This window comes from Tunturiibacter psychrotolerans (genome assembly GCF_051013365.1).
Classification (GTDB): Bacteria; Acidobacteriota; Terriglobia; order Terriglobales; family Acidobacteriaceae; genus Edaphobacter; species Edaphobacter psychrotolerans_A.
The window spans coordinates 2,868,531-2,885,404 of record NZ_CP132941.1; the positions used below are offsets into that span (position 1 = coordinate 2,868,531).

Below are 16,874 nucleotides of genomic sequence, written 5' to 3' on the forward strand. Positions count from 1 at the left end.
ATTGTGAAGAAGCCTTTTTTGGGCCAAGTGTAGGTGCCTATCTGAGATGATGTTTGACTCTGAGAGCTGCCAACCGTTGGTTCGATCGCCATCGGTCTGATTAAGAGTTTATAGACTAACCGAAACACCCATCTGGATGAGTGCTTCAGCCATCCGCCCGCTCGAGTGCCGCCTGCCTTTCGGGGATCCACGGAGAGTAGTATTTTTCGGTAATCTTTATCGACTTGTGCGACAGCATCTTGGATAAATCCTGCATGCTGGTTCCATTTAGAAGCTGAGCAACAGCAAAGGTGTCGCGCAATTGGTGCGAATGAAATCTCATGGGTGTTCCATCGTCCTTCGCAATGGCAAGATGGTCGTTAAGACGTTCCAATTTGCGCTGCCATCGACCTGTCAGGGACTTGTGCTTTGAGTTCCCACTCCAAAAGAAATAGTCCGGATGAACATCCGCTCGAGTGGGAAGAGCGTTCAAGCGGCGATAACGTGGTCAGGAATCAGGACGGTCAGGGCAGATTTGCTTTTCTGGGTTGTGAGACTGAAACGGTTTCCCTGAATCCTCGACTTGGCGCACATCAGAGCATCGCCAATCCGCAGGCCTGTCCACCGCATCAACTCGATGATCGCTCTCATTTCGGCGCCGAATTGATCGGAGGGACGACGGGCACGCTTGTCATACTCATAGGTCGCGGCAATCACCTTTTCATAGCGGCCACTCAATAACGGCCACGTCACACTTGGGTCAGGCTTGATGGCTTTCAACTCGGTGGCGGGGTTTGTCGCAAGCCAGTGCACCTTCACGCAGTAGCCAAGAAATCTCTTGACCTTCTCCAGCCTCCTGCCCGCAGTCGTCTTGCCGATACGATCATTAGGAGTTTTCGCCTTGGGCGACCATGAGCTCTTCCAATGGTCGAGAGCATCCGGCGTAATCTGGCTGAGACGGATCAGATGGTTTGCGTGCGCCCAGGCTCCGATATGTTTAGCGGCGGTCCGATATTTGCTATGCGTATGCTCGTTGCCGGAGTCGCTGTCCGCTTTAACGGACGCGAGCCACCGTTCCAAAGCATGGGTGATCGTGGCCTCGCCAAGCTCGGAGCCTGCTTGAGTTCATCCAACTCACCGAGCCTCTGCTTGACCGGATCCCAACTCTCCCGAATCTCCTGGGCCTGTTGTTCGGCTTTTTCCCAAGAGCGGGTCTTCGCGGACACAGTCGTGTCCTTCCCGCCCCTCAATAGGTAGAGGTATTTCGCACACTTACAACGCCTCCACTGCGGCTCCCCTTCTTGGAGCAATCTGCAGAGTGGCGCGTATAAACGGAGACAGGTTGACTTTTGGGGCGGAGCAAAGCAGGGCTCAGTTCGTGCATTGCAAAAGAGTAGCATCGCACTCTTGCAAATCCTCTTGCACTTTCCGGAGAGCACCATCTAAGTTGTTGATTATAAAGTGGTGGCCAGAGACGGGATCGAACCGCCGACGCCGGCCTTTTCAGGGCCGCGCTCTACCACTGAGCTATCTGGCCTTGGCATGCAACGCCTGTTATCGGGGATCGCCAAGAACCACCGTGCGCTGATACTACATCTGTCGCCCCGGCTTTTCAGGGGAGCCCATCGCCGGCGGGAGCCAGCAACGCAAACGCATTCTAAGTATAGCAATCCCGAGCTGTACCGCCAACTCTCCCCGCTCGCGCTATCCTTTCTCATTACCTGAAACTTAACGCTAGGATGCCTATGCTCCTTTGTTCCCGAAACTTTACTCCTGCATCATTTCTTTTCTGTCTCGTCATTGCCGCCCACGCGCAAGTCGCAGCGAAATCATCCGCACCGGCCACTACCAAGGCAACCGCCGCCGCCGCGCCGCACGAACAGCGAGCCATCAAGGCTTTCAACGCCGCAAGAGAAAGTCCACTCCAGCTCAACGCCTTCCTCACCCGCATGCCAAAGGGAGCGGATCTGCACATGCACCTCGCGGGCGCGGTCTATGCTGAGACCTTCATCAAGAATGGCGCTGCAGATATCCTCTGCGTCAACCCCGCCACGCACAGCTTCTTTAAACCAGACGCCACCACCCGAAGCATCCCGCCGCAGCCCGTCTGTGGTGAAGGCAATGTTCGCGCCGAGGACGCCTTCAAAGACCAGAAGCTCTACGATGCTCTCGTCGATGCCTTCTCCATGCGTGCCTTTGTGCCCAGCGCGGGCGTCAGCGGACACGATCAGTTCTTCGCCACCTTCGACCGTTTTCGCAGCCTCAATAAATCTCATACAGGAGAGTGGCTCGACGAAGTGGCCACCCGCGCTGCGTCTCAGAACGAGCAATACCTCGAGGTCATGGAGACACCAACCTTCACTGACCTCTCCAAAATCGTTTCCAACATTGAGTGGCCCACCACACCCGCCGATCCCGCGCAAAACCGCACCGGTGACGCTACCGGCACCACCCGCGAAGATCTCAGCCATCTTCGCGACACGCTCCTCAAGGTAGGCCTCCGCGACGAGGTAGCCGTCGATCGCAAACAACTGGACGACGCCCTCGACGCACGAGATCGCATCGAAAACTGCGGCCAGCCCAGTGCTCGAGCTGCCTGCTCCGTCAAAGTTCGCTTTCTCTACCAGGTTCTCCGCGCCTTTCCTCCGCAACATGTCTTCGCACAAATGCTGCTAGCCTTCGAGGTTGCTTCAGTCGACCCTCGCGTCGTCGGCATCAACCTTGTGCAACCCGAAGACGGATACTTATCCATGTCCGAGTATCACCGCCAGATGCTTATGCTCGACTACCTTCACAGCGTCTACCCAAAGATTCACATCGCGCTTCACGCTGGCGAGATCGCTCCAGGCCTCGTCCCTCCCGACGGTCTTCGCTTCCACATCCGCGAGGCCGTTGACTTAGGCCATGCCGAACGCATTGGTCACGGCGTCGACGTCATGTATGAGAACGATCCTCAGGCGTTGCTGAAAGAATTAGCAGACCGGCACATCATGGTTGAGATCAATCTCACCTCGAACGATGTCATCCTCGGTGTCACCGCGCCATGGCACCCGCTACCGACTTATCGAGCCGCCGGCGTCCCCATCGCTCTCTCCACCGACGACGAGGGCGTCTCCCGCATCGATCTCACCAACGAGTACACACGCGCCGCTATGGAGTTCAACCTCTCCTACCTCGACCTCAAACAATCTGCCCGCACCAGCCTCGAGCATAACTTTCTCCCCGGGCCCAGCCTCTGGCAACAGCCTGACGCGTTTACCAAAACCGTCTCTGCCTGTGCCGGACAGCCGCTCGGAGCCGCGAATCCTACCCCGAACTGCCTGAGCTTTCTCCAATCCAGCGAAAAAGCTGCTGAACAGTGGGAGCTCGAACACCGCTTCGATCTCTTCGAATCCAGCCTCCCCTAAGTCCTGGCCGCGCACGCTAAACTCATCTCCAGAGCCCATGAAAAAAGCCATCATCACCATCCTCCAGTTCTTTCTTTTCCTGATCGTCTTCGGAGCCTTTTCTCTCTTTCCGCCGTTCCACATCGAGCATGTCCTCAGCACAACCCCGACCGGCACGCGCATCTTTATCGCCGACGGCCTTCTCATCGCATTCGTCGTATATCTTCTTATTGTCCTCATCGAACTTTTGATGAAGCGTCTCCGGGTCTCTGCGCCTTGGATGACAATCGCCTTTGTTTTCGCAGCCATTGTCGGGTTCATGATGAAATTCGGCTTCCTCACCCGTTCCACCTTCTAAGAAATCTCATGCCAGACAATCTCTTCCAACTTCTAAACGAAGCACAGCGTCACCTGGACGCCGGATTCGCCAACCTGCCTCCAAACCCCACGCCCCCGCTGGACGAATCAGCCTCAGCGATTCTCCATCAGGTAGCCGAGCGCCTGCACGACAACTACCCCTACGCCCACCCCCTCTACGCCGGACAGATGCTCAAGCCGCCTCACCCCATCGCCCGCGCCGCATACGCGCTTGCCATGTCGGTCAACCCGAACAATCACGCTCTCGACGGCGGTCGCGCCAGCTCTGCAATGGAGATCGAAGCCGTAGCCGCCATCGCAAAGATGTTTCACTGGCCCCAGCATCTCGGCCATCTCACCAGCGGAGGCACCTTCGCGAACCTCGAAGCCCTCTGGGTGTCTGGCCAGCTCATGCCGGGCAAAGCAATCGCCGCCTCCGATCAGGCCCACTACACTCACAGCCGCATCTCGAGCGTCCTCGGCCTGCCCTTCGTCACCGTTCCCTCCGACGCGCGCGGCCGCATGGATCTCGCCGCTCTCGAACAGCTCCTCGCAACGAAAGACATCGGCACCGTCGTCGTCACCTTAGGCGCAACCGCCATCGGTTCCGTCGACCCGCTCGACCAGATCCTGACCCTCCAGAAAAAGTACGAGTTCCGCATCCATGTCGATGCAGCCTACGGCGGCTACTTCACCCTCGCCTCCAACCTCTCCTCCGAGACCCGCGCCGCCTTCGACGCCATCCCCCACGCCGACTCCATCGTCATCGACCCCCACAAGCACGGACTCCAGCCCTACGGCTGCGGCTCCATCCTCTTCCGCGACCCCACCGTCGGCCGCTTCTACAAACACGACTCCCCCTACACCTACTTCTCCTCAAAGGACCTCCATCTCGGCGAAATCTCCCTCGAGTGCTCCCGAGCCGGAGCCTCCGCCGTAGCTCTCTGGGCGACCCAACAGCTTCTCCCCTACACCCCCGGCGGCATCTTCGCCCAGGGTCTCGAGGACGGCCACGCCGCCGCGCACGAACTCCATCGCCGTCTAACCCAGAGCACTCAATTCCTCACCCCATCCGGCTCTCCTCAACTCGACATCGTCTTCTGGGCCGCCAACGCCCCCACTCCCGAGGCTTCCTCAGCCCTCGCGCAGTCCATCTTCGACGAAGCCGCCAAAATCGACCTTCATATTGCTCTGGCGAAACTTCCGGTGCGGTTTTTTCCACAAGATACATGGAAAGATACCTCCTCAAAAAACACCGAAAAAACTGTGACCTGCCTCCGGTCCGTACTGATGAAGCCCGAGCATCTCCTTTGGTTAGACCACTTGTGGCAACGCCTTCAGGCCGCCGCCAACACGGTTACCGGTCAATACCCCAATAGAACCAACGTAACCTAACCGGAGTTCCATCTTTTGATGGAGCTCCCTTTGGTAGAATCACCTAAATTCGAAGCTCCAACGATCTGTCTCCGGATCTCGTGTAGCGCATCTCCCGCCGATAGAAGTTGTGACATCGCAACTTAGGCCACCGACGTTACGAGATACATAATCGGATGAGAAAAGGAACCACCAACGCATGACTCTTCCCTCCGCTCTCACCCCTCCTTCGACTCCCGATCTCTCCACCCGCACCATCGCCTATTTCTCTATGGAGATAGCTCTATCTCCCGCCGTACCCACCTACTCCGGTGGCCTCGGCATGCTCGCCGGCGACACCCTTCGCTCCGCAGCCGACACCGCCGCCCCCATGGTCGCGATCTCGCTTGTCCATCGCCGCGGATATTTCCGTCAGAAACTCTCCGACATAGGCCAGCAGACCGAAGCCGACGTTCCATGGTCTCCTGATACGACGCTTCCCAGCGCCAACCGAATCATCGCCCTCACCCTGCAGAGCCGTCAGGTCCTCGTTCGCGCCTGGCGCTTCGATGTCGTAGGTGTCACCGGCCACATCATTCCCGTCTTCCTCCTCGACACCGACGTCGAAGGCAATGACCCCTGGGACCGTCGCCTCACCGATCACCTCTACGGCGGCGACACCTACTACCGCCTCTGTCAGGAGACCGTGCTCGGCCTCGGCGGCGTAGCTCTTCTCGAAGCGCTTGCCTGTCGACCCAAAGTCTATCACATGAATGAGGGCCACGCCGCCCTCCTGGCCATCGGCCTTCTCGAAGATCACCTCGCCGGCATCCCCCTCAAAGACGCTACCGAAGCCGATATCGAATCCGTCCGTCAGCAATGCGTCTTCACCACTCACACTCCCGTCCCCGCCGGCCACGACCAGTTCGGCGTCGACCAGATGTACCAGGTTCTCGGCCACGACCGCGGCGCTGCCATCGAGCAGTTCGGCTGTCTTCACAATGGCCTCATGAACATGACCTATATCGCTCTGCGTTTCTCGCGCTTCGTCAACGGCGTCGCCATGCAGCACGGCAAGGTCTCCCAACAGATGTTCCCCGGCTACAAGGTCTACTCCATCACCAACGGCGTTCACGCCGCCACCTGGCTCTCCCCCCATTTTCAAGAGCTTCTCGATGGCGAGATTCCCAACTGGCGCACCGACAATCAATACTTTCGCTCGGTCTACGGCATCGACCCCGCCCGCATCGCTGCTGCTCACAACAAGGGTAAGCTTCGCCTCTTCAGCACCATCGCGAAACGCGCCGGCCATCACTTCAACCCCAACGTTCTGACCCTCGGTTTCGCCCGCCGCGTCGCCACCTACAAGCGCGCCAGCCTTCTCCTCCACGACCCCAAGCGTTTAGTCGAGATCGCGGAAAAGATCGGCGGCCTGCAGATTCTCTACGCCGGCAAAGCACACCCGGCCGACACCGCCGGCAAAGGTCTCATCCGCGACGTCTTTGCCTCCGCGGCGAAACTCAACTCTTCGGCTCTCAAGATCTACTACATCGAAAACTATGACTGGGAGTTAGGCGCTCTCCTCACCCAGGGCGTCGATGTGTGGGTCAACACCCCCCGCCGGCCCTACGAGGCCTCCGGCACCTCGGGCATGAAGGCCGCCCTCAACGGCGTTCCGTCGCTCTCCATCCTCGACGGTTGGTGGATCGAAGGTTGTGCCGAAAACACCACTGGCTGGGCTATCGAAAACGGCGAAGACGAAGCCGCCGAAGCCACCAGCCTCTATGAAAAGCTTGAGAAGTCCGTCGCCCCCATGTATGCGAACCCCGGGGCCTGGTCGCGCATGCAGCAGCACTGCGTCGCCATTAACGGCAGCTTCTTCAACACTCACCGCATGCTCGCCCAGTACTTTGAAAACTCGTACTTTCCCGCCACGCCACTCTCCTCAGTCCAGACCAGCTATCTCGAACACCGTCGCTCCACCGACACAGTAGTCGCCGAAGCCGCACTCGTCTAATCCGAACCAAGCAATTCCACAGGCAACGGCCAATCGGTCGTTGCCTGTTTTCTTTGCCGCGGAAAGGCGCCGAAGGCGCTTCAGCCTCGATGGCAGATCGCGCCGTGCGCGCAGCACGCCGTTGTCTTTTCCAGTAACTAATCCCCAGCCACAACCTCTGCCACCCGCCGCCCAGCCCGTCGTCTCCGTCCCATCCGCGCAAACCTGCCCCTCACCCGATCAAAGAACAGATAAACCACCGGCGTAGTAAACAGCGTCAGCGCTTGCGACACAATCAGACCACCCACAATTGTGATTCCCAGCGGCCGCCGCGTCTCGCTCCCAGCTCCGCGTCCCAGCGCCAGCGGCAACCCACCCAGCATCGCCGCCATCGTCGTCATCATGATCGGCCGAAACCGCAGCATACAAGCCTCGAAGATCGCCTCCTGCGGCGTCTTCCCATGTTGCCGCTCCGCCAACAGCGCGAAGTCGATCATCATAATCGCGTTCTTCTTCACAATCCCGATCAGCAGAATGATCCCGATCATCGCGATCACGCTCAGGTCCACCTTGAACAGCAGCAGCGCCACAATCGCACCCACGCCAGCCGAAGGCAGCGTCGACAGAATCGTCAACGGATGAATAAAGCTCTCATACAAAATCCCGAGCACAAGATAAACCGCCACCAGAGCCAGCAGAATCAGCCACGGCTCGCTCTTTAGCGAATCCTTGAAAGCCTGCGCGGATCCTGCAAACCCACCATGAATCGCCGAAGGCATTCCGATGTCCACCCGCGCCTGCTGAATCGCCTGCGTCGCCTCACTCAGCGAAGCCCCCGGCGCCAGATTGAACGACAGCGTCGTAGCCGGCGACTGCGACTGGTGATTCACCGCCAGCGGAATTCTCTGTGTCTCAAAGTGAGTCACCGCCGACAGCGGAACCATCGCTCCCGTCGTGCTCTTCACATAGATATTCTTCAGCGCATCAGGATCTTCCTGAAACTCCGGCGGAACCTCCAGCACCACGTGGTACTGATTCAGCGGCATATACGTCGTCGAAACCTGTGCCTGAGCAAACGCATCCGACAGCGTCGAATCAATCGTCAGCGGCGAAACTCCCAGGCGACTCGCCGTAGCCCGATCGATCACCAGCTGTCCACGCAACCCCTCCTGCTGCTCGTCCGTCGCAACGTCCTTAATCTGCGGCAGCTGGTCCATCGCAGCCTCCAGCTTCGGCCCCCACTCGTTCAACTCCTTCAGGTTATCCGCCGTCAGTGTGTACTGGTACTCTGTCGCCGTGTTCCGCCCACCGATCCGCAGATCCTGAAAAGCCTGCAGATACATGATCGCGCCCGGAACGCTGGTCATCTGCGGCCGCAGCCGGTCCACGATCACCTGCGCAGTGTCTCCCGTCTTCTTCCGCTCTGCATCCGGCTTCAGCGACATAAACATAAAGCCCGAGTTGACGTTCCCTCGTCCGCCGGCAAACGCCGTCACATCCTGCACTCCCGGATCTTTCCCCGCAATCGCCGCCAGCGCCAGCACCTTCTTCTTCAACTCAGGAAACGAAACGTCCTGCTGACCCTGCACCTGTCCGCCGATGCGACCCGCGTCCTGCTCAGGAAAGAATCCCTTCGGCACCAGAATGTACAGATAAACATTGAGCACAAACGTCAACACGGTGATCGTCAGCACCAGCTTCTGATGCTTCAGCACCCACCGCAGTCCCAGCTCATACTCAGCCGCCAGCCACTCGAGCGCCCGCTCGCCTGCGCGATAAAACCATCCATGCTTCCGCTTGTTGTGCGCCTCAAGAAACTTCGCGCTCAACATCGGCGTTGTCGTCAGCGACACCACCAGCGACACCATAATCGCCACCGACAGCGTCACCGCAAACTCGCGAAACAACCTCCCAACAATCCCACCCATCAGCAGAATCGGAATGAACACCGCAATCAGCGACGTGCTCATCGAAACCACCGTAAACCCGATCTCCTTCGAACCCAACATCGCCGCCTGGTACGGCGACATTCCAGCTTCAAGATGACGGCTGATATTTTCGATCACCACAATCGCGTCATCGACCACAAACCCGGTCGAGATCGTCAGCGCCATCAGCGAAAGATTGTCCAGCGTATACCCCAGCAGATACATCACCGCGAACGTTCCCAGCAGACTCAAAGGCACCGCGACCGTCGGAATCAAGGTCGAACGCACCTCACGCAGGAACAAAAACACCACCAGGATCACAAGCAAAATCGAGATCACCAGCGTTCGCGTCACATCTTTCACTGACGCGCGAATCGTAGTCGTGCGGTCCAACGCAACATGCACCGAAATCGCCGGCGGAATCGACGCCTCCAGCAACGGCAGCATCTTCTTCACGTTATCCACGGTCTCGATCACGTTCGCCGTCGAGGTCTTGAACACGATCACAAGAATTGCGGGCTTGCCGTTAAACACGCCGGTGCCATGGACATCCTCAACGCTGTCCACCACCTTCGCGACGTCCTCGATCCGGACGATGCCATGCGCAGTTGCCGGTCCCGCCGTCATCCCCGTAGACGCAGTCGCGGCCGGAGTCGCAACCGGACTGTTTGTGCCCGCTGAAGCAGCGGTGCTCGCGGTAGTAGTGGTCGAACCCGTTCCTCCACTCACAGCCTGCGGATTGCTCGTCAACGCGCTAGCCACGGAAGCAGGCAGCCCCGAACTTGCTGGAGCCGAACTCACCGGCCCCCTGTCCGTTGCAACAATCAACGGAGCATACTCCGCCGCGCCAAACAACTGATCCGTCGCACTAACACTCCACCGTCGCGTATCGTCCTGCAGATACCCCTTCGGCTGATTTACATTCACTGTGCCGATCGCAGCCCGCACCGCTTCCAACCCCACACCGTAGTGCGCCAGTTGCAGCGGATTCGCCTCGATCCGTACCGACGGCTTCGAGCTGCCTCCGCAGAAAGTCTGCCCCACACCCGGTATCTGCGCGATCTTCTGCGCAAGAATGCTGTCGCAAGCGTCGTACAACTGCGGAATATTCATCGTGTCCGAGGTCAGCGCCAGAATCATAATCGGCGAGTCCGCAGGATTCACCTTGTAATACCCCGGATTACTCGGCAGGTTTGCTGGCAACTGGCTCCGCGCCGCATTGATCGCCGCCTGCACATCACGCGCCGCACCATTCACATCACGCGTCAGATCGAACTGCAGCACAATCGAAGCAGTGCCGGTCGAAGACGAAGACGTCATCTCATTGACACCCGCGATCTTCGAGAACTGCCGCTCCAGCGGCGTCGCCACTGACGAAGCCATCGTCTCCGGATCGGCGCCGGGCAAACTCGCGCCCACCGAGATCACCGGAAACTCCACCTGCGGCAGACTCGCCACCGGCAACAGCGTGTAAGCCACTGCGCCCGCCAGAATCACCGCCAGCGACAACAGAAACGTCGCTACCGGCCGCCGAATAAATGGTGCTGAAAAATGCATAGCTCTCTAGTCCCTAACCATCAATCCGCCGACATCGCATGCAACTCCACATCCTTCTGAGCCTTCCGGTACCTGCGCGCAATCCGATCGAAGAACAGATAAACCACCGGCGTAGTAAACAACGTCAACACCTGCGACACAATCAGTCCGCCCACAATCGTGATACCCAACGGCCGCCGCAGCTCGCTTCCCGTGCCTGTACCGAGTGCCAGCGGTAATCCGCCCAGTAGCGCCGCCATCGTCGTCATCATGATCGGCCGAAACCGCAGCAGACACGCCTGGTAGATCGCCTCCGTCGGCGTCATCCCCTGTTCCCGCTCAGCCTCCAGCGCAAAGTCGATCATCATAATCGCGTTCTTCTTCACAATGCCGATCAGCAGAATAATTCCGATCAGCGCAATCACACTCAGATCCACATGAAACAGAAGCAACGCCAGAATCGCGCCTACACCCGCCGAAGGCAGTGTCGACAAGATCGTGATCGGGTGAATATAGCTCTCATACAACACACCCAGCACGATATAAACCACGATCAATGCCGCCAGAATCAGCAGCGGCTCATTCGCAATCGAAGCCTCGAACGCCCTCGCCGATCCCTGGAACTCGCCCTTCACACTCGGCGGCATATTCAACTCCGCCTTGACCTTATTCACCGCGTTCACAGCATCGCCAATCGACTTGCCCGGCGCCAGGTTGAACGAAATCGTCACAGCAGGGAACTGACCTTGGTGATTGATCACCAGCGGGGTCTGTTTCTCCTCAAAGTGAGTAAACGCAGACAAAGGAACCTGCGTCCCGTTCGAGCTCTTCACATAAATGTTGCTGAGGGCCGCGGGATTTCGCTGATACTTCGGAGCCACCTCCAGCACCACGTGATATTGATTCTGCTGTGTAAAGATCGTCGAAACCTGCCGCTGCGCAAACGCATCATCCAGCGTGTCGTCAATGTTCTGCGGCGTAATTCCCAGCCGCGATGCAGTGTCCCGGTCGATCACAAGCTGAGCCTCTAATCCGCTCAACTGCTCATCGCTGGCAACGTCGCTAAGAATCGGAATCTGTTTCAGTCTGTTGACCATTCTGTCGGTCCACATCGCCAACTCATCGACGTTCGCATCCTCGAGCGAATACTGGTACTGCGTTCGGCTAACACGGTCTTCCACCGTCAGGTCCTGCAGCGGCTGCAGGAAGCACTGAATCCCATCCACCGTCGCAACCTTCGGCTCCAACCGCTGAATCACCTCCAGCGCCGTCGAGCTCCTCTGCTCGCGATCCTTCAGGTTGATCTGTATACGTCCGCTATTCAACGTAGAGTTCGTCCCATCGATCCCGATGAACGACGAAACACTCTCTACGTCCTTGTCCTGAAGGATGATCCTCGCCAACGCCTGCTGCCGCGAGCTCATCGCGTTGAAGCTCACCGTCTGCGGAGCTTCAGTAATTCCAAGCAGCACGCCCGTATCCTGCACCGGAAAGAACCCCTTCGGCACAATCAAAAACAAATAAACCGTCAGCCCAAACGTAGCCAGTGTCACCAGCAGCGTCGCCACCTGGTGCCGCAAAACAAACCGCACGCCCACTGCGTACTTCGCAATGACATACTCGAAGAACTCTTCGCTCTTCTTGTAGAACTTGCTCTGCTCACTCTCCGGCGTATGCTTCAACAGCTTCGCCGACATCATCGGCGTCAACGTCAACGACACCAGCGCCGAAACCAAAATTGTAACCGCCAGTGTTACAGCAAACTCACGGAACAACCGGCCCACAATATCGCCCATAAACAGCAGCGGAATTAGCACCGCAATCAGGCTCACCGTCAACGAAACGATCGTGAACCCAATCTGCTCCGACCCCTTCAGTGCCGCCTCAAGCGGCGAATCCCCCTGTTCGAGGTACCGCGCGATATTCTCAATCATCACAATCGCGTCATCGACCACGAACCCCGTCGAGATCGTCAACGCCATTAACGAAAGATTATTGAGGCTATACCCAAGCAGGTACATCACCCCAAACGTCCCCACAATCGACAACGGCACTGCCACCGAAGGAATAATCGTCGCCGCAATCGACCGCAGGAACAGGAAGATCACCATCACGACCAGCCCAATGGTCAGCACCAGCGAAAACTGCACGTCCTTCACTGACGCCCGAATCGTATTCGTCCGGTCCGTGAGCACCTGCAGCGTAACCGTCGCCGGCATCGTCGACCGCAGCTGCGGCAGAATCTTCTGCACCTCATCCACCACGCCGATGATGTTCGCCCCCGGCTGCCGCTGGATGTTCACAATCACGGCTGGCTTCAACACCGCCTCACGAGCCGGTTGCCCGTTCGCAGGAGCCTGCGCCGCGGTCCCCATCCACGCCGCTTGAAACAGGTTCTCCGCACTATCGACCGCATTCGCAACATCCGACAGTCGTACCGGCGAACCATTCCGGTACGCAACAATCACATTGTTATAAGCCACACTCGAAGGCAGTTGATCGTTCGCGCCAATCGTGAAGGTCTGGGTCGGTCCGTTCAGATTGCCCTTCGCCTGATCCACATTGGTCGTGCCGATCGCCGCACGAATATCTTCGAGGCTCAGCCCATAGTTGGCCAGTGCAGTCGGGTTCGCTTGGATCCGCACCGCAGGCTTCTGCCCACCGTTGATCGACACCAACCCCACGCCCGAAAGCTGCGAGATCTTCTGCGCGATCACTGTATCCGCGAGGTCTTCCACCTTCGAAAGCGGAAGCGTATCGCTGGTCAACGCCAGCGTCATAATCGGAGCATCCGCCGGATTCACTTTGCTATACACCGGCGGATTCGGCAGGTCCTTCGGCAGATACGTAAACGCAGCATTGATCGCAGCCTGCACATCCTGCTGCGCAATATCAATCGACTCTGCCAGGTCGAACTGCAGCGTAATCACGCTGCCTCCTCCAGAGCTCGACGAAGTCATCTGGCTCAGCCCCGGGATCTGCCCAAACTGCCGCTCCAGCGGTGCCGTCACCGACGACGCCATCACCTCAGGGCTCGCCCCCGGATAAAACGTCTGCACCTGGATCGTCGGATAGTCCACCTGCGGCAGCGCCGACACCGGCAGCTGCTCATAGGCGACAAACCCCGCAAGCAAAATGGCCACCATCAACAGCGAGGTGGCCACTGGCCTCAGAATAAATGGTTTCGAAGGACTCACGAACCCTGCCTCACACTGCTCGTCGTTCCCAACTCCGCAGTCGTCCCATCGCCGCTCTTTACCGGAGCAGTCTTCGGAAACACCTTACTCCCGTTCTTCAACTTCTCCTGCCCATCCACCACAATCTGATCGCCCGGCTTCACGCCACCGTTCAGGATCACCTGCGTCCCCTCGGTCAGTTCCACATTCACCGTCTGCGCTTCGACATAAAAGTTCGTCTTATTCTCAGGCAGCTCGATCGTCGGCCCGTCGGCGTCCTTCTTCGCCAGCGGATCAACCGGAGGCTGTCCTTCCTTCAACAAATAAACAAAGTTGCCCTGCGTCCCCGTCTGCAGCGCCGAAGCCGGAATCACGACAGCATTCCGCTTCTCTTGCAGAACCAAACGAACATTCACAAACTGGTTCGGAAACAGCGCGCCATCCTTGTTCTCAAACACAGCCTTCGCCTTCACCGTTCCCGTCGTCGTATCAATCTCGTTATCGACGGTCAGCAGGCTCCCAGTCGCCAGATGCGTCGCAGCCGCACGGTCATACGCCTCCACCACCAACTTGTCGCCCGCGCGAGTCCGCTTCAACACCTCAGGCAGCTGATCCTCCGGCAGCGTAAAGATCACTGCAATCGGCTGCAGCTGAGTCACCACAAGCAATCCAGTCGTATCGGACGCATGCACGATATTTCCAGCATCCACCTGCCGCAACCCAACCACTCCATTGATCGGCGACAGAATCTTCGTATATCCCAGATTCACCTGCGCCGCCTGGATCGCCGCGCGATCAGAGGCGATCGAACCCTCCGCCTGTCCCGCCGTCGAAGCCTGCGCCTGCTGGCTCTCCTTCGAAACCACGCCCGCAGACAGCAACGCCTCATACCTCGCAGCCTCAGCGCGAGCATTCACCGCGTTCGCCTGGTCTTTCACCAGCTGTCCTTGCGCCTGCTCCAGCGCTGCCTGGTAAGGCTTCGGATCGATCTCAGCCAGCACCTGTCCCTGCTTGACCGCCTGCCCCTCGCGCACCGGCACCTGCATCAACTGCCCATCCACACGCGACTTGATCGTCACCGTGTTGTACGCCGTCACCGTTCCCAGCGCCGTCAGAAAGATCGGCATCGTCTTCTGCTGCACCGACGACACCTGCACCGGCGTCGGCCTGTCCGCCTGCGCCGCCATCATCATCTGGACGCCGTTCTGCTCCTTCGTATTCTGGCGGATCTTCCAGATCGCCGCCCCCACCACCGCCGCAATCAGCAGAACCACAATCCACTTCCGCGCGCCCGAGCCCTTCGGCTCCTCGGGCAACGGCTCGGCCTGTCGCAGCGTCTTCTGCGACTCAGCCGTCGTTACCCCATCGTGCAGCTCTTTTTCGTTAATCTGTGCTGACAGCATGTGATGGTCTCTGCTCTCTCGGGAAAATTCACTGCACGAACAAAATGATTACGGTGCCAGATATCTAAGAATAAATGATAATGACCTTAGTTACCGAAGCCCTGTATTTCGTGGCGGCCATGCTGGAAACTACGCAACATAGTGCATTTTGTTCCTAATATCTTGGTTAGACGTAAGGAAGGACACTTTTGCCTCTCCCGGCCCCCGCAATCGACACTGCTGCCCTGCCAGTGCTCTGCGTCGACCTCGACGGCACCCTCGTCAAGTCCGACACCCTGCACGACTCCGCGCTCGCCGTCGCCCGCCACCACCCGGCAGCCCTCCTGAAACTCCCCGTATGGCTCCTGGAGGGAAAGGCCGCCCTCAAACGCCACCTCGCCGCCACCGTCAAGCTCGACGTCGCTCATCTCCCCTACAACCGTGAACTCCTTCAATATCTTGAGCAACAGCACGCCACCGGCCGCCCTATCTACCTCGCCACCGCCGCCGACGCCGACACCGCCAACCGCGTCGCCGACCACCTCAGACTCTTCACCGGCGTCCTCGCCTCCGACGGCCAGCTCAACCTCGCCGGCAAAAACAAGCTCGCCGCCTTCCGGTCCCAGTTCGGCGACAACTTCTCCTACATCGGCAACGCCACCCCCGACCTCTCCCTGCTCCAAAACTGCAAGGAGCCCATGGTCGCCAACCCCACCCCCGGCCTCCGTGCAGCCCTCCGCAAAGCCCGCCTCACCCCCGCCCGCACCTTCGACGAGACCATCTCCCCCCTCAAAGCCTGGCCCAAAGCCCTTCGTCTCCACCAATGGGCCAAAAACTTCCTCATCTTTCTACCTCTCCTCCTAGCCCACGCCTGGACCCCCGGCCTGCTCGCCGGAGCCGCCCTGGCCTTCCTCAGCTTCGGTCTCTGCGCCTCCGCCACCTACATCGTCAACGACCTCCTCGACCTCGAAGCCGACCGCCAGCATCCCCGCAAGCGCCGCCGCCCCTTCGCCTCCGGAGACCTCTCCGCACTCTCCGGCATCGCCGTTGTCGTGCTCTTTCTTGCGTCCTCGCTAGTTCTCGCTCTTCTCGTTCCCCGTGTCATCACCACTATTTCGCCCGGCTACAGCCTCGCTCGCCCCTACCACTTCCTCCTCTGGCTCGGCATCTACCTCGTCACAACCCTCGCCTACTCCCTTCGTCTCAAACGCTCCGTCCTCGTCGACGTCATCGTGCTCTCCGGCCTCTACACCATCCGCATCATCGCCGGTTCAGCCGCCACCGGAGTCGCCATCTCCACCTGGCTCGCCGGCTTCAGCATCTTCTTCTTCCTCTCTCTCGCCTTCGTCAAACGCTTCGCCGAGCTCGAAAACCTCCGTGAGCGCGGCGGCGTCAAAGCCGGTGGCCGCGGTTACCACGTCGCCGACATCGAACAACTCCGCAGCTTCGGCACCGCCAGCGGCTACGCGTCCGTCGTCGTCCTCACCCTTTACATCTCAAACCTCGACGCCGCCGAGCTCTACCACCACACCAACCGCCTCTGGCTCCTCGTCCCGCTCCTTCTCCTCTGGATCAGCAACCTCTGGCTCAAGGCCTCCCGAGGCGAACTCGACGAAGACCCCGTCGTCTACGCCATCACCGACCGCCGCAGTCTACTCATGGGCGCCCTCGTCGTCCTCATCGTGCTGTCCGCGCTCTAACTCCCGCGCTCAGATCAAAATCCATTCCTCCGCGCCAAAGAACTCTTCTTCCACAGCCTCCCAAGCGCATCATGAAAGCAG

10 protein-coding genes and 1 tRNA gene are annotated in these 16,874 nt (G+C 58.9%); 5 read left to right on the plus strand and 6 right to left on the minus strand.

Annotated elements, in window-relative coordinates:
• Nucleotides 1-145 precede the first annotated feature (145 nt).
• From RBB76_RS12000 to RBB76_RS12010, 3 genes are all read right to left on the minus strand, one after another.
• Entirely contained in the window at nucleotides 146-472 is a 327-nt protein-coding gene (locus RBB76_RS12000) for a tyrosine-type recombinase/integrase (protein ID WP_433963550.1), read from the minus strand.
• On the minus strand, nucleotides 469-1,059 hold the full coding sequence (locus RBB76_RS12005; protein WP_429631851.1) for a hypothetical protein: 591 nt from the start codon (nucleotides 1,057-1,059) through the stop codon (nucleotides 469-471). Before RBB76_RS12005 ends, RBB76_RS12000 begins: the two co-directional genes overlap by 4 nt.
• Nucleotides 1,060-1,441: 382 nt before the next feature.
• Nucleotides 1,442-1,516: transfer RNA gene (locus tag RBB76_RS12010), tRNA-Phe, on the minus strand.
• Nucleotides 1,517-1,724: 208 nt separating this feature from the next.
• Here RBB76_RS12010 and RBB76_RS12015 point away from each other — a divergent pair.
• The 4 genes from RBB76_RS12015 (at nucleotide 1,725) to glgP (ending at nucleotide 7,092) form a co-directional block, all read left to right on the plus strand.
• Nucleotides 1,725-3,386 carry an adenosine deaminase family protein gene (locus RBB76_RS12015; RefSeq protein WP_429631850.1) on the plus strand — a complete coding sequence of 554 codons (1,662 nt, stop codon included), beginning with the start codon at nucleotides 1,725-1,727 and terminating at the stop codon, nucleotides 3,384-3,386.
• Between the two features lie 37 nt (nucleotides 3,387-3,423).
• Entirely contained in the window at nucleotides 3,424-3,723 is a 300-nt protein-coding gene (locus RBB76_RS12020; protein ID WP_429631848.1) for a hypothetical protein, read from the plus strand.
• Between the two features lie 8 nt (nucleotides 3,724-3,731).
• Nucleotides 3,732-5,117 (plus strand): pyridoxal phosphate-dependent decarboxylase family protein, encoded by a 1,386-nt coding sequence (locus RBB76_RS12025; RefSeq protein WP_429631846.1) that lies wholly within the window; start codon nucleotides 3,732-3,734, stop codon nucleotides 5,115-5,117.
• A 178-nt stretch (nucleotides 5,118-5,295) separates the two neighbouring features.
• A complete protein-coding gene (glgP, locus tag RBB76_RS12030; RefSeq protein ID WP_429631844.1) occupies nucleotides 5,296-7,092 on the plus strand; it encodes an alpha-glucan family phosphorylase in 1,797 nt (598 codons plus the stop codon).
• A gap of 137 nt (nucleotides 7,093-7,229) precedes the next feature.
• Here glgP and RBB76_RS12035 read toward each other — a convergent pair whose 3' ends face one another.
• From RBB76_RS12035 to RBB76_RS12045, 3 genes are read right to left on the minus strand one after another with little or no spacing between them, the layout of a single operon-like run.
• On the minus strand, nucleotides 7,230-10,556 hold the full coding sequence (locus RBB76_RS12035; protein ID WP_429631842.1) for an efflux RND transporter permease subunit: 3,327 nt from the start codon (nucleotides 10,554-10,556) through the stop codon (nucleotides 7,230-7,232).
• 20 nt (nucleotides 10,557-10,576) lie between these two features.
• Nucleotides 10,577-13,732 (minus strand): multidrug efflux RND transporter permease subunit, encoded by a 3,156-nt coding sequence (locus RBB76_RS12040; protein WP_429631840.1) that lies wholly within the window; start codon nucleotides 13,730-13,732, stop codon nucleotides 10,577-10,579.
• On the minus strand, nucleotides 13,729-15,114 hold the full coding sequence (locus RBB76_RS12045; protein WP_429631838.1) for an efflux RND transporter periplasmic adaptor subunit: 1,386 nt from the start codon (nucleotides 15,112-15,114) through the stop codon (nucleotides 13,729-13,731). Before RBB76_RS12045 ends, RBB76_RS12040 begins: the two co-directional genes overlap by 4 nt.
• A 188-nt stretch (nucleotides 15,115-15,302) precedes the next feature.
• Between RBB76_RS12045 and RBB76_RS12050 the strand changes: the two genes are divergently transcribed.
• Entirely contained in the window at nucleotides 15,303-16,793 is a 1,491-nt protein-coding gene (locus tag RBB76_RS12050) for a UbiA family prenyltransferase (RefSeq protein WP_429631836.1), read from the plus strand.
• The last annotated feature ends 81 nt before the right edge of the window (nucleotides 16,794-16,874 follow it).

Excerpts from the sequence above, each read along its gene's own strand:
- RBB76_RS12025 (WP_429631846.1), top strand. The coding sequence starts at position 3,732 with ATGCCAGACAATCTCTTCCAACTTCTAAACGAAGCACAGCGTCACCTG.
- RBB76_RS12020 (WP_429631848.1), top strand. The coding sequence starts at position 3,424 with ATGAAAAAAGCCATCATCACCATCCTCCAGTTCTTTCTTTTCCTGATC.
- RBB76_RS12035 (WP_429631842.1), bottom strand. The coding sequence starts at position 10,556 with ATGCATTTTTCAGCACCATTTATTCGGCGGCCGGTAGCGACGTTTCTG.
- glgP (WP_429631844.1), top strand. The coding sequence starts at position 5,296 with ATGACTCTTCCCTCCGCTCTCACCCCTCCTTCGACTCCCGATCTCTCC.
- RBB76_RS12015 (WP_429631850.1), top strand. The coding sequence starts at position 1,725 with ATGCTCCTTTGTTCCCGAAACTTTACTCCTGCATCATTTCTTTTCTGT.
- RBB76_RS12045 (WP_429631838.1), bottom strand. The coding sequence starts at position 15,114 with ATGCTGTCAGCACAGATTAACGAAAAAGAGCTGCACGATGGGGTAACG.